At 52.7% G+C, this 13,594-nt stretch carries 11 protein-coding genes and 1 rRNA gene; all 12 read right to left on the bottom strand.

Features of this window, described 5'->3' with window-relative positions; translation table 11 throughout:
- Positions 1-13: 13 nt before the first annotated feature.
- Positions 14-1,574, bottom strand: a 16S ribosomal RNA gene (locus MHH78_RS09650).
- A 465-nt stretch (positions 1,575-2,039) separates the two neighbouring features.
- Positions 2,040-3,569, bottom strand: a complete 1,530-nt coding sequence (locus MHH78_RS09645) for a LysM peptidoglycan-binding domain-containing protein (protein WP_076079465.1) — start codon at positions 3,567-3,569, stop codon at positions 2,040-2,042.
- 214 nt (positions 3,570-3,783) lie between these two features.
- Entirely contained in the window at positions 3,784-4,665 is an 882-nt protein-coding gene (gene ilvE, locus MHH78_RS09640) for a branched-chain-amino-acid transaminase (protein WP_209877020.1), read from the bottom strand.
- A 4-nt stretch (positions 4,666-4,669) separates the two neighbouring features.
- Entirely contained in the window at positions 4,670-5,557 is an 888-nt protein-coding gene (pheA, locus tag MHH78_RS09635; protein WP_076079463.1) for a prephenate dehydratase, read from the bottom strand.
- On the bottom strand, positions 5,554-6,534 hold the full coding sequence (gene thrB / locus MHH78_RS09630; RefSeq protein ID WP_341167264.1) for a homoserine kinase: 981 nt from the start codon (positions 6,532-6,534) through the stop codon (positions 5,554-5,556). The genes pheA and thrB overlap by 4 nt, the downstream gene beginning before the upstream one ends.
- A 64-nt stretch (positions 6,535-6,598) precedes the next feature.
- Entirely contained in the window at positions 6,599-7,885 is a 1,287-nt protein-coding gene (locus tag MHH78_RS09625; RefSeq protein WP_341167263.1) for a homoserine dehydrogenase, read from the bottom strand.
- 8 nt (positions 7,886-7,893) lie between these two features.
- Positions 7,894-8,331 carry an ACT domain-containing protein gene (locus tag MHH78_RS09620; RefSeq protein ID WP_036698990.1) on the bottom strand — a complete coding sequence of 146 codons (438 nt, stop codon included), beginning with the start codon at positions 8,329-8,331 and terminating at the stop codon, positions 7,894-7,896.
- A gap of 147 nt (positions 8,332-8,478) precedes the next feature.
- Entirely contained in the window at positions 8,479-9,234 is a 756-nt protein-coding gene (locus MHH78_RS09615) for a hypothetical protein (RefSeq protein WP_341167262.1), read from the bottom strand.
- Positions 9,235-9,249: 15 nt separating this feature from the next.
- Complete coding sequence (locus MHH78_RS09610; RefSeq protein WP_341167261.1) at positions 9,250-9,996, bottom strand: hypothetical protein; 747 nt, start codon at positions 9,994-9,996, stop codon at positions 9,250-9,252.
- Between the two features lie 5 nt (positions 9,997-10,001).
- Positions 10,002-11,180, bottom strand: a complete 1,179-nt coding sequence (locus MHH78_RS09605) for an SPFH domain-containing protein (protein ID WP_341167260.1) — start codon at positions 11,178-11,180, stop codon at positions 10,002-10,004.
- A gap of 216 nt (positions 11,181-11,396) precedes the next feature.
- Positions 11,397-12,704: a GTPase ObgE gene (gene obgE, locus MHH78_RS09600; protein ID WP_076079457.1), complete on the bottom strand. Its 1,308-nt coding sequence runs from the start codon at positions 12,702-12,704 to the stop codon at positions 11,397-11,399.
- 15 nt (positions 12,705-12,719) lie between these two features.
- Positions 12,720-13,460, bottom strand: coding sequence for a Spo0B domain-containing protein (locus MHH78_RS09595; RefSeq protein WP_341167259.1), 741 nt, complete (start codon positions 13,458-13,460; stop codon positions 12,720-12,722).
- Positions 13,461-13,594: the final 134 nt, after the last annotated feature.

Raw genomic sequence — 13,594 nt, 5'->3', positions numbered from 1 at the left:
CGATTCTCCATAGAAAGGAGGTGATCCAGCCGCACCTTCCGATACGGCTACCTTGTTACGACTTCACCCCAATCATCTACCCCACCTTCGGCGGCTGGCTCCCTTGCGGGTTACCCCACCGACTTCGGGTGTTGTAAACTCTCGTGGTGTGACGGGCGGTGTGTACAAGACCCGGGAACGTATTCACCGCGGCATGCTGATCCGCGATTACTAGCAATTCCGACTTCATGCAGGCGAGTTGCAGCCTGCAATCCGAACTGAGACCGGCTTTGCTGGGATTGGCTCCACCTCGCGGCTTCGCTTCCCGTTGTACCGGCCATTGTAGTACGTGTGTAGCCCAGGTCATAAGGGGCATGATGATTTGACGTCATCCCCACCTTCCTCCGGTTTGTCACCGGCAGTCACTCTAGAGTGCCCAGCTCAACCTGCTGGCAACTAAAGTCAAGGGTTGCGCTCGTTGCGGGACTTAACCCAACATCTCACGACACGAGCTGACGACAACCATGCACCACCTGTCTCAACTTTCCCCGAAGGGCACCTGATGCATCTCTGCTTCGTTAGTTGGATGTCAAGACCTGGTAAGGTTCTTCGCGTTGCTTCGAATTAAACCACATACTCCACTGCTTGTGCGGGTCCCCGTCAATTCCTTTGAGTTTCAGTCTTGCGACCGTACTCCCCAGGCGGAGTGCTTACTGTGTTAACTTCGGCACCAAGGGTATCGAAACCCCTAACACCTAGCACTCATCGTTTACGGCGTGGACTACCAGGGTATCTAATCCTGTTTGCTCCCCACGCTTTCGCGCCTCAGCGTCAGTTACAGCCCAGAAAGTCGCCTTCGCCACTGGTGTTCCTCCACATATCTACGCATTTCACCGCTACACGTGGAATTCCACTTTCCTCTTCTGTACTCAAGTCACCCAGTTTCCAGTGCGACCTCAGGTTGAGCCCAAGGTTTAAACACCAGACTTAAATAACCGCCTGCGCGCGCTTTACGCCCAATAATTCCGGACAACGCTTGCCCCCTACGTATTACCGCGGCTGCTGGCACGTAGTTAGCCGGGGCTTTCTTCTCAGGTACCGTCACTCCGGTAGCAGTTACTCTACCGGACGTTCTTCCCTGGCAACAGAGCTTTACGATCCGAAAACCTTCATCACTCACGCGGCATTGCTCCGTCAGGCTTGCGCCCATTGCGGAAGATTCCCTACTGCTGCCTCCCGTAGGAGTCTGGGCCGTGTCTCAGTCCCAGTGTGGCCGTTCACCCTCTCAGGTCGGCTACGCATCGTCGCCTTGGTGGGCCGTTACCCCACCAACTAGCTAATGCGCCGCAGGCCCATCCCCAAGCAGCAGATTGCTCCGCCTTTCATTCTTCTCTCAGGAGAAAAAAGAAATTATCCGGTATTAGCTACCGTTTCCGGTAGTTATCCCAGGCTTGAGGGCAGGTTGCCTACGTGTTACTCACCCGTCCGCCGCTAAGTCTGAAAGGAAGCAAGCTTCCTTTCAGACTCCGCTCGACTTGCATGTATTAGGCATGCCGCCAGCGTTCGTCCTGAGCCAGGATCAAACTCTCCAAATTGGTATTTAGAAAGAGCGATTGCTCATTTTGAAACATCTGACGAGAATGGTTACATTCTCTAATTTTGGATCTCGCCGAAGCGATCTCCGATACTCACTCGTTGTTCAGTTTTCAAAGATCAAACTCGTTGTTGACATCGATCATCTCGTCATCAGCAACTTTTATAATATAACATGTTCTTCTTCTGAATGCAACACTTATTTTCGATGAAGCAAAGTGTGTATTCATCAGAGCAACATGTCCAACCTTGTGCAAGGCACCCGCCTTGCGATTGGATATATAATATAACATTATATATCCCTGCTAACAACCCTTAATTTCTACTATTTTCGAGATAGTACTATAGACTTTCATAGATATCCTATACAAGCCTCTGTACCTGTATAACCATGCCCAAAAAGCACATGCCGGCCCTCATATCTAGCAGGACCTGCATGTGCAACTCTCCTCTTAGGGACTATCCTCTTAATTGGGAATCCAAGGAGTCTGATTCTTCTTATCTGTACTTGAACGTCCGCTTGAGCTTGAACGCGGCTTGGAGTGGGCCTTATCCTTGGCGGCAGAGTTCTGGCTGGAGGTTTTCGCTTTTGCCGCTGAAGGTTTGGATTTCCCTGGTTTTGTATCCTTTGCTGTTGTGGCCTCAGTGCGCCCCTTATCCGGCACCTCCTCCGCTTCCTCCACTACAGGCTCAGGAATCTGAATCTCGGGTACGCGGTTGTGGGCGAAATTCTCCATGCCCGGATAAGCCGGATATGGCGGAATATTCGATACCATAGGCTGTTCATACATCGGTGACACCGCGTTAGGCATGGCATTCATTCCTCCAGCATAAGGAGAAACCATCCCCATCTGCGGCATGCCGTACACCGGATACCCGTTATACATCGGCTGCTCATAAGGATAGGGCTGAATCGACATTGCGCCGCATCCGCAGGAAGGCCACGGAAGATTCACCTGCTCACTCTGGTACTGCGGAGCAAACGCAGCATTGTCACTGACAGGGCTGACTGCTGACATATTCACATTGTTATAATCCGGTTCTGCATTAGGATACCATGCTCCGGGGTATTGTCCAGGCGGACAAGGATTAACCGGCTGAGCATAGAACGGCGGGCATTCCGGCATAAACGCTGCAGGCTGAACATAACTTGGAGCGTTATTCATATTGTTCATATTCATATTGGCCATTGGCTCATATACGGGATACACGGGTGCATAATTCATAAAATACGGATTCTCGCTAAGGCCGGGATAGCCATCGCTCTTTCCCCAGGGCGAGGTTTTACCCTCATCCCAGGCGGCAGGCTGAACCTCTGACTTATGATGCACTTCTTTGGTTTTCTCTTCCTGCGCGGGAACAGAGATTTGCACATACAAGCTTTGTTTCTCATAGACGGCTTCCTGAACCGGCTTGACTTCCGGCGCTTTGTTAGGTGCAGGGTTAGGTGCAGGAACCGCCAACGGAATAGGGACTGCTTCTGCAGCAGGTGCAGGAACTGGCGCTGGTGCGGGAGCCGGCTTTTCGATGACACCAGTGTAGGTTTTACCGCCAATCGCCGTTTTATCGACCACTGCCGGAGCGGTGGACTGAGCCTGAATTGGGGTCGTATTAGCTTTTACCGGATCGATGGATTGGGCCTGGATTGGAGAGGTGCTGACTTTCTTAGGGATATTCACGACTTCACCCGTCATCAGTGCATTAGGGTTCTTAAGCTGCGGGTTGGCATCAATCATATCCTTGAGTGTAACTCCCCAAGCCTTGGAGAGCTTCCATAAGGTATCGCCTTGCTTGACTGTATGCTTATAGTAGATATCGTTGTTGTCCGGAACAGGCAGAGCTACGGGCGCAGCCGGGATCTTAACCTTGTCTCCTACAGCAAGCACATCTGGATTGGTGATTTGCGGATTGGCCTCGATTATTTTTTGCAGCGGCACTCCATACTTCTGTGATAACGCGAACAGCGAATCACCTTGCTTAACAATGTGTATTTTCACGCAGCATTTACCTCCTAAAAGTATCTATTGATCGGCACTGCACCCCGGTTCAGGGATGATAGCCCTCCAGATTCGGTAGTTGCGGTACAGCCGCCTCCTTCGTTACTACATCTTATGCAGCCCATGGGCGAATGACATCCCTATATGCAAAAAAAATCCTTCCATGCTTGGCATGAAAGGATTTTTCTCTATTCGCTCACGCGAAATTACTGTACTATTCCCAAACCTTATATCCGTCTTTATCAACCACATTGCGGAATTCTTCCAGCAATTGCAGGGTAATCGGCCCGGCCTGGCCGGAACCAATGACTCTGCCGTCGATCTCACGGGCAGCAATAACTTCAGCCGCTGTTCCGGTGAAGAAGACTTCATCGGCAATATAGACATCATGCATGGTGAACGGCTCTTCCTTCAGCGGCAGTCCCAGCTTCTCACACAGCTCAATGATCGCCAGACGGGTGATTCCCTCCAGGGCACCCAGGTAACAAGGCGGTGTATAGACTACCCCTCTTTTGATAATGAAGATATTATCGCCGGAGCCTTCGGTTACATACCCTTGAGCGTTCATCATGATTGCTTCATCGGCTTCCGCCAGATTCGACTGAATCTTCACCAGAATATTGTTGAGATAGTTCAGCGATTTGATCTTCGGATTCAGCGCATCCGGGATATTGCGGCGCTGGGACACCGAAACGGCACGAAGTCCGTTCAGATAAGCCTGTTCCGGGTAGATCGCGAGCTGCTCAACAATGATAATTACACTCGCTTTGGGGCAGCGGCGCGGATCAAGACCCAGGTTGCCGGGACCGCGTGATACGATCAGCCGGATGTACCCGTCCCGCATTTCGTTCAGGCGAATTGTCTCGGCCATAGCCTCCAGCATCTCATCATAGGCCAACGGAATGTCCAGCATAATCGACTTCGCCGAATCATACAGCCTGTCCAGATGCTCCTTGCACTTGAAGATGTTGCCGTTATAAATACGGATACCTTCAAAAATTCCGTCTCCATATAAAAAACCGTGATCGAATACGGACACCATTGCCTTGTCCTTCGTTACATGTTGTCCATCCAGATAGATCCATTGCTCAGCCATGAACTTACTGCACCTCCGCTTTCTCTTCCTCATAGGTGTATGTGGGATAGGACCCCAGAATCCGTACCTGACAGCCCAAGGCTTTGATCTCTTCAATCGCACCCGGGAGCAGTACCGATTCTATCGGTTCCAGCACATCAATATAGAAATAATAAGTACCCAGCTTCTTCTTCGTCGGCCGTGATTCAATTCGGGACAAGTTCAGCTTACGCCAGGCAAAAGCAGCCAGCACCTGATGCAGTGCACCAGGGAAATCCTCGGGCAGCGTAACAAGAATACTCGTCTTGTCTCCACTGCTCTTCTGCGGAAGCTCCAGCTTCTGCGGACCAACCAGCACGAACCGTGTGTAATTGTTATTATGGTCTGTAATCTGGCGTTCCACAACCTCCAGCCCGTGCGTAGCGGCTCCAAGCGCGGTACCGATGGCAGCCCAGCCTTTGCCGGGATTGCCCTTCACAATCTCAACCGCTTCAGAGGTGCTTCCCACAGACTCCAGCTCAGCCCAGGGCATAGCCTTACGGATGAACTGCGTGCATTGCGCCATAGCCACCGGATGGGACAGGATCTTGACAATCCTGGTATAATCCTTGTCCCCGTTCTCCTTCGTGAATTCCTGCGGACAGCTGATCAGATTCTGTATCGACGGGAAAATCCACTCCGCCTGCATCGGCAGATTCACTTCATTAATGAGCCAGTCGATATGCAGGCTGACCGAGCCTTCTATCGTGTTCTCAATCGGAATGACGCTGTAATCGGTGACTCCGCCAGCCGTGGACAGAAAGACATCGGAGATGAGCTTATGATGCTCCAGATGAGCAGGGTTACCGCCAAATAAATGCAGCAGCGCTTCATGCGAGACGGAGCCCTGAGGCAATAACGCTATTGATTTCATGACTGTAATTCTCCTTTTATCATATCCAAAAATGATTCGTTTTGCATCCCGTTTCTTTCAAGCAGCTCTGCCGTGACACCTGTGGTGCATGGGGACAGCCATACGGTATGGGCAGAGATTCCGTTCTCCTGCATGGTCTCTGTCAAAAACAGCTCCAGCTCCTGCTTCCGCTGCTCGCTGCGGTCCACCATACATAACAGGGTCGGGCCTGCACCGCTAAGCGCAATCCCCAGCGCGCCGTGGCCCGGAGCTTCAGCCAGCAGCTTCTCCATCCCCGGCACCAGCGGTGCACGGTAGGGCTGATGCAGCCGGTCCTGCATCGCTGTGCCAATCAGGTCCAGCCGTCCTGCGGCTAACGCTGCAGTGAGCAGCGAGGTATGGCTGATGTTATGAACCGCATCGCTCACTGTTACCTCCGCAGGCAGTGCCTCTCGGGCCTTGACGGTCTCCAGCTCGAATTCAGGAATGACCACCAGAAATTCCAGCTCCTGCGGCGGCTCAATCCGGATGTAATCGGCATGTTCACCGTCCCACACGGCCGTAATAATTCCCCCGAAGAGCGAGGCTCCGACATTATCGGGATGCTTTTCGATCGCTGTAGCCATATCGAACAACTTCGCCTGACCCAGCGGTGAACCTATCATAGCATTCGCCGCAGCCAGCGCGCCAATAATGGCCGAAGCACTGCTGCCCAGCCCGCGGGTGAGCGGGATTTCCGAATACATGGAGATGGACAACTCCGGAACCTGGACCCCGGCCTCTGCAAATACCATTTGCGCAACCTTGTAGAGCAGATTGCTTTTGTCCCGGGGAAGACCGGCCATCTCATCTCCATACAGATGAAACACCGTTTCAGCGGCTTCCTCCATTTCAATCCAGGCATACAGCGACAGAGCCATGCCCAGCGTATCGAAGCCCGGACCGAGGTTGGCCGTGCTCGCAGGGACCTTCACTCTAGACCTTCCGTAAATACTCATGGCGGGTAAATCTCCTTCATTATATTTGCGCGCAAGCCCTGTGTTCCATGGACACCTGCGATAGTTAGCCTTCTACACGGTAATGGCTTTTGATGCGGTGAATGACATTCAGTTGCTCCAGATGGCGCAGCACTTTGTTCATACTCGCTCTGCTGGCGTTATGTGTGACAATGATAATTTCGGCATCAGGATTATTAGGATTGGCCTGCTGCACAACGGAATCCAGACTGACATCATATTCGGCAAACACCTGGGTAATCTTCGCCAGTACACCCGCCTTGTCATCGACATGGAGCAGCAGGAAGTTTTTGTAATATATATCCTCGTCACTCTTCAGCTTCTTCTGCTTGTACGGCACAATCTGCTTAAGCCCGTTGACCCCCAGCTTCAGGTTCTTGATGACTGCCACCAGATCCGCCACAATCGAGGTTGCCGTAGGCATCGCCCCTGCCCCCGCACCGTAGAACATCGTCTCCCCTACAGCCTCACCATATACATATACCGCATTAAAGACGCCGTTCACGGAGGCAATCGGGTGGTTCGTACGGATCATCGTAGGCTGGACGCTAATGCTGAATGCTTCATCCTGGCGTTCGGCAATTCCGAGTAGCTTCATCTCGTACCCCAGCCGTTTGGCAAAAGCCATATCCTCCTTGCTGACGCCGGAAATCCCGCTTACACTGACATCGCTCAGCTCTACATTGGTCCGGAAGCCCAGCGTGCCCAGAATGGCCATCTTGCGGGCTGCATCCAGTCCCTCCACATCGGACGTCGGATCAGACTCGGCATATCCCAGCTCCTGCGCTTCATGCAGTGCGTCGAGGTAAGATGCGCCTTCCTGGCTCATTTTGCTAAGGATGTAGTTGGTTGTCCCGTTCACAATCCCCATAATCTTCATAATCTTATCCGAGGAAAAGCCTTCGATCAGCGTGCGGATAATCGGAATGCCTCCCGCCACACTTGCTTCATAGAACACATCGCACTGCTTCTCCTGTGCCTTGGCCAGAATCTCCGAGCCGTGCAGAGCCATCAGGTCCTTATTGGCTGTTACGATATGCTTGCCGCGCTCCAGTGCCTCCAGAATGTACTCCTTCGTCCCTGCGATCCCGCCCATGACCTCAACAATGACATCAATCTCCGGGTCGCGGATAACGGCCCATGGATCATCGGTAATCTTGGACGGGTCCACTTCGATATCACGCGGCTTCTCCGTATTCTTCACGGCAATCCGTTCAATCAGGATCGGCGAGCCGACCTGGCTGCTCAAATCCTCCTGATTTCCTTCCACAATACGGACAACGCCCGTACCCACAGTACCCAGACCCAGCAGACCTACTTTAACCGGCTTCATTCGTATTCTCACCCCTGACCAATAATTAACGCACGCTTCACACCGGGAATTGCCTTGAGACTGTCCAGCAAGTCGCCCAGCTCTTCATTCAGATGGGAGATCTCGACAGAGATCACCACGTTCGCCCGTCCTTGCAGCGGGATACTCTGATGGATCGTCAGCACATTCGCCCCGTGAACGGCCACCGAACCGAGCACCTTGGACAGCATGCCCGACTCGTGCTCCAGATCAATCGAGATCGTCACAATGCGCTCGCGCTCCAGCTGATGAATTAAGTGTATCCCATCTTTGTATTTATAAAAAGCACTGCGGCTAAGCCCGACCTGTTCCACGCCCTCGTGTACGGTTTTGGCATCTCCTGCTTCCAGCAGCTGCTTGACCTGCATGGTCTTCAGCACCGCATCGGGCAAAATGTCCTCCCGGACCAAATAATAGCGTTCTTTCACGAACGTCCTCACCCCAAAGACTTTTGTATGTACATAGTGGACATTATACGGGATTGAAGGCTTTTATTGCAATAACTTTCTGTAAACATGGGGAAAAGACTGTCCCCCTATTAGCTAGGAGGAACAGCCTTCACCTGCAGAACCCGGTCAGCTGTAAGCAATGGTCGTCCCGCAGTAATCACAGCTGGTAGATTGGTTGGGAGCTACCGTATTCTGTGCCCCGCAGCCCGGACAACGGACAGATTTGGGAAGCTGCTGCGGCCTCGGCTGCTGATAGGACGGCTGCCCTGCAGGCGGCTTGAAGGGCGAAGCACCTGCCTGCCCCGCCTGGGCCTGCGGCGCTGTATCCGCTCCCTCATGGAAGAGAAGCCCGGAGTCCAGCACCCCGTACTTCTGCAGATAGAGAAGGTCTCTATTCACATCCCCTTCACTTTGCCCGGTACGGTCCGCCAGATTCCCGGTATAGCGGACTCTCTCCACCGTGATCAGATGTACATACTGATTGGCGAGCTGCGAGAAGCGGAATCTGGCTTTGGCTGCGCTTCTGGCAAATACGGCCGCAGGCAGAAGCGTTATCAATGAGAACATAATTAACATTCCAATTAACGTACCAGTATCAACGGCGACTTCACTGAAGATGGAATTGACGACAATTCCCATCAACTGCACGAAGCCGCCCACAAATACATGGAACAACAGACTAAAATTGACGGGCTTGCGGTAATTTTTATAATGGGTGCTCAGCATGCGTACCAGCGCAAACGCAAGTCCCAACGGCATAAACAAATATCCGGCACCGATAGTTACAATATCAAAAGTAGTCCGCTCATACTTAGGCAGACTATCAGAGGGCTGTCCTTCCCGGCCCGGCAACAGTCCCCCCAGCTCATTCCCTATCCCCATTGCTGTCTATTCCTCCTATTTAAGCGCCGCCAGCTCCAGGTTACGCCGCTGGAGCGTGCTGGCAATACTCTCCGTTAACTCCTCTGTCTCCGTGTCCCAGCGGGCCGGCAGCTCCTTCAAGACAAGCAGCAGCGCCACATGGTCATGCAGCAGAGAGATCTGCTGCCTAATGATGTCTTCCGTGGCATACAATCCCGGTCTCGACACCGGGTCACTGTAGCGGAATTTCTCCTCCAGAGAATCAATCAGTTCTACCAGCCTGCTTGCCTCAGAATGCTTCCAGGTGCCGGCAATCCCTCTGATCTCCTGCAGCTCCTGCATGTGGGTACGCAGGCTCCGCGAAGCTTCCGCAGCCCTGCGCTCCCCGGAGGCGGCATTCCACCCATATCCCCCTGTAGCCACAAGGACGATGGAAGCTACAATCAGGATCAGCAGCTGCTCTCCTGCATACCAGAGCGGACTCAGCTCCAGAATCCAGTCCAGCAGAATAGCCGAAGCAAGTACCGCAGCAACATAGAGGGCCATAATCACGGCTCCGCTGATGAATACCGGTGAAGTCCTGCTCGCTTCAGGAGCACGGCGCAGCCAGAGCATGCAATATACATAAACCACAGTCTCTGCTATACCAACAGCGAGCAGAGTCACTACGAAGCGCAGCAGCGATTCCGAGAATCCAAGCGTGAAGAAGGTACCCGCAGTAACTGCCAGAACAGCAACATAAATGCCAGTAACTAGACCCGTATATGACCTCTGCCTCTGCATTCCGTTCACCCGTTAGCCGCTCTGGTGCCGCACTCTGGACAGAATTTCTGTCCGGGCTTCAGCTCATGCCCGCAGCCTGCGCACTTCAGGATCAGGCCTTCTCCGCAATGCGGACAGAATCTGGCACCAGGGATGACCGCCTTGCCGCAGCTATGGCATACCTCATTCTCCGCCGCCGGCGGGGATTGCAGACTGCGGCCGCAGCCGGTACAGAAGCGTGCATCTGCCGGATTAAGGGTTCCGCAGTCCGAGCAGGATTTAGAAGCAGCAGGAGGTGCCGGCTGGCTGCCCGTACTGCCGTCCAGAGACATGCTACGGGTCATCCGGGTAGCTATCTCAGCCGCAGGCCCGGCCAGCCCAAAGCCCATGCCGAGCCCCAGCCCCGCATTCATCATGCCCGCCCCTATATTGCCAGGATTGCCTGCTGCCTCCTCCATAGCATCGAAGCTTCGTTCCTGCTGGTAGGTGAAGCCGATAATGTCCATCTCCGCTTTTTTGGCCAAGGCTTCCTTGAGACGCTGGGTTGCCGGATCATCATCGGGAATATTGATCGAATCAATATAGAAATTATTAAGTTCAATACCGCTGTCCAGGAACGAGGAGGACAAGCGCCCCTGAATATGCTTGGAGATTTCAACCACGTAGGCGTTGATCTCCAGGATGCTGATTTTTTTGTGCACCAGATAAGAAGAAATAAGTTCATTAATATTGGACATCAGCAGCCCGCGGAAATAATTGATCATCGTATCCTGATCGAAGACCGGCAGCGTCCCTACCAGCTTCAGCAGGAATTTGCGGGGATCTTCGATCCGCACGCCAAACTGACCGAAGGCCCGGACCGCTACCATGATCTTGTACTTAGGGTCTTGCAGCTGCAGCGGTGCACTGGTGCCCCACTTCACATTCATGGAGTTCAGCTTGTTCACAAACCATATCTCTGCGGTGAACGGAGACTTGCCGCCGAACGGCAGATTCACCACATTCGACAGAATCGGAATATTCGCTGTGCTTAAGGTGTGGCGTCCGGCTGTGAAGGAATCCAGCGCCTCTCCACCCTTGAACAGAATCGCTTCCTGGGATTCATTCACAATCAGCTGTGTCCAGGTACCCAGCTCCTGATTCGGATACTTCCAGGCGAAGACCCCCGGAGGCCCGTCATATTTGACTACTTCAATAATGGCCATCTGTCCATTCCCTCTTTCCTGACAGGTATGTATGATATACGCAGATTACACCCTTTGGATTCAACTTCATGCGTCTCTTGCTATAATGATTGTAGTAAATTAATCCGGATATATAAAGAAAACTTTATTAGCAGAAATAGTTTTGCCACCTGTTAAGCAATAAAAAAAGGCCGCATCCCCCTCTCGGAAGATACAGCCGGTAACCTTGCTTCTCTATTAATAGTAGCTGCTGTTCTCGACAAATTCGAATTCAAAATCAGCAATGCGCACGATCGTACCTTCCACAGCGCCGCGTCTGCGCAGCTCGGCATCCACACCCATGTGACGCAAAGTACGGGCCAGCCTAAGAATCGCATCATGTGTGCTTAGCTGCATTCTCTTAATCATCCGCTCAATCCGCGGACTATTGACTACAAAGGCCTCGTTGTCACGGGTAATCGTGAATGAGTTATCCTCTTCCGCTTCCAGCTTATACACCTTGCGCTCTTTACCGGCTACTTCTTCCACCACCGGAGCCACAGGAATACTGTCAAGAATATCTGTAGCACGGTAGAGCAGCTCCTGAACGCCCTGACGGGTCAGTGAAGAGATCGGCATAATCTCAAGATCCGGGCGAAGCTCCGCGACACGCTCACGGAAGGAAGCCAGGTTCTCCTCGGAATCAGGCATATCCATCTTGTTCGCCGCCACGATCTGCGGACGGTCAATCAGCGCCGCATTGTACTGCTTCAGCTCATCGTTAATCAGTACCCAGTCTTCAAAAGGATCGCGGCCTTCCGAGCCGGACATATCCACGACATGAATGATGATACGCGTCCGTTCAACGTGGCGCAGGAACTCATGTCCAAGCCCCACCCCTTCACTCGCGCCTTCAATCAGTCCAGGCAGATCCGCCATCACAAAGCTGCGGCCGTCTCCGACATCAACTACACCCAGGTTGGGGGTAATAGTGGTAAAGTGGTACGCTCCGATCTTCGGCTGGGCAGCGGACACGACCGACAGCAGTGTAGATTTGCCCACACTAGGGAAGCCTACAAGGCCTACGTCCGCCATGACCTTAAGCTCCATTACGATGTAACGCTCCTGGCCCTCTTCCCCATTCTCAGCCAGCTCCGGCGCCGTATTGTTCGCCGTCGCAAACCGGGTATTCCCCCGGCCGCCCCGGCCGCCGCGGGCCACTACAACCTGTTGTCCATGACGGGTTAAATCGGCAAGGATCTCCTGGGTATCATCATCAATTAACACGGTTCCAGGCGGAATCCGCACGATCATATGCTCAGCGTTGGCCCCGTGCTGGCTCTTGTTGCGCCCCTTAATTCCCTTATCCGCCTTGAAGTGCCGCTGATAACGGAAATCCATCAAGGTCCGTAAGCCTTCATCCACGCGGAAGATCACATCTCCACCACGGCCGCCATCGCCGCCGGCAGGACCTCCATCCGGTACATACTTCTCCCGGCGAAACGCTACGAGACCATCTCCGCCGTCTCCGCCTTTTACATAAATCTTAGCCTTATCTACGAACATAAATGTTCACCTTCCTTACATCTCCAGCGGTAACCGCAGTTCCAAATAACCCTTGGCAGGCTGAACCTGCTCCGCCTTCATGATTTTTCCTTGTACTATATTATAAATTTGCCCCTGAAGCAGTTCGGGATTGTCTTGCTCTCCCTCACCTTTGAAAGAGATCAGAATGTCTCTTCCCTCCTGTGAAAAGCTGAGCTCAAGCTTCCGCGTGTCTCCATGCTGTGTTATTCCGCTGTACTGGTACGCTCTAACCGTCTGCATAATTACCGAAGTCAGCTCAGCTCCTACCTCTGGACTTAGCTTGTCCTCCAGCTGAAGCCCTTCCTCTACCTGTATGTCCAGCTCCAGACTGCTTCTGAACGTACGGAAGGATTGCAGATAGAACACCAGGGAAGGTACTCCCAATTTGGCAATACGGCTGTCCAGCGCAATACGCTCCTTTATTCTTTCCACACATTGTACGGATTTATCAGGCTTGCCCAGCTGGATATATCCGTAAAGCACCTGCAGATCATTCATCCAGTCATGACGATGATGATTCAGTGTCCGGTTTGCCGCCTGCTGCAGAGTATTCTCCTGTATACGCAGTTCCTCTTCATATTGACGCCGGTTGTAAACAAAGCTGAATGCAAGCACTGCCGCTACCCAGACTCCGAGCAGCAGGCATGTGAAAAGGGAGGTTTGCCAATACACGAGACCTAAAGGAAACACTGCGGATAACATGACTGCCCAGACCTTACTTTTCCAGGATTTCATTCTTTCTCCCCGTCCCTTGGTTCGCAAAATTGATTCCAATGTAAGCACTGCTTATCTTGCTTCATATTCACCATTTCCCAGTATAACACAGGCTTTCTCCGCAATCACCAGAATCCCACCACAAAGTGAGGCTT

Source organism: Paenibacillus sp. FSL H3-0333 (assembly GCF_038002805.1).
GTDB lineage: Bacteria > Bacillota > Bacilli > Paenibacillales > Paenibacillaceae > Paenibacillus_AQ > Paenibacillus_AQ silagei.
Note: the sequence above shows the minus strand (reverse complement) of the source record. Positions and strands in the feature narration are given on the sequence as shown.

What these genes read in the sequence shown, in the direction of transcription:
- ilvE (WP_209877020.1), bottom strand. Translation starts at nt 4,665, where the DNA reads ATGGCTGAGCAATGGATCTATCTGGATGGACAACATGTAACGAAGGAC.
- MHH78_RS09610 (WP_341167261.1), bottom strand. Translation starts at nt 9,996, where the DNA reads ATGCAGAGGCAGAGGTCATATACGGGTCTAGTTACTGGCATTTATGTT.
- MHH78_RS09595 (WP_341167259.1), bottom strand. Translation starts at nt 13,460, where the DNA reads ATGAAATCCTGGAAAAGTAAGGTCTGGGCAGTCATGTTATCCGCAGTG.
- pheA (WP_076079463.1), bottom strand. Translation starts at nt 5,557, where the DNA reads ATGAAATCAATAGCGTTATTGCCTCAGGGCTCCGTCTCGCATGAAGCG.
- MHH78_RS09615 (WP_341167262.1), bottom strand. Translation starts at nt 9,234, where the DNA reads ATGGGGATAGGGAATGAGCTGGGGGGACTGTTGCCGGGCCGGGAAGGA.
- thrB (WP_341167264.1), bottom strand. Translation starts at nt 6,534, where the DNA reads ATGAGTATTTACGGAAGGTCTAGAGTGAAGGTCCCTGCGAGCACGGCC.
- obgE (WP_076079457.1), bottom strand. Translation starts at nt 12,704, where the DNA reads ATGTTCGTAGATAAGGCTAAGATTTATGTAAAAGGCGGAGACGGCGGA.
- MHH78_RS09625 (WP_341167263.1), bottom strand. Translation starts at nt 7,885, where the DNA reads ATGAAGCCGGTTAAAGTAGGTCTGCTGGGTCTGGGTACTGTGGGTACG.
- MHH78_RS09605 (WP_341167260.1), bottom strand. Translation starts at nt 11,180, where the DNA reads ATGGCCATTATTGAAGTAGTCAAATATGACGGGCCTCCGGGGGTCTTC.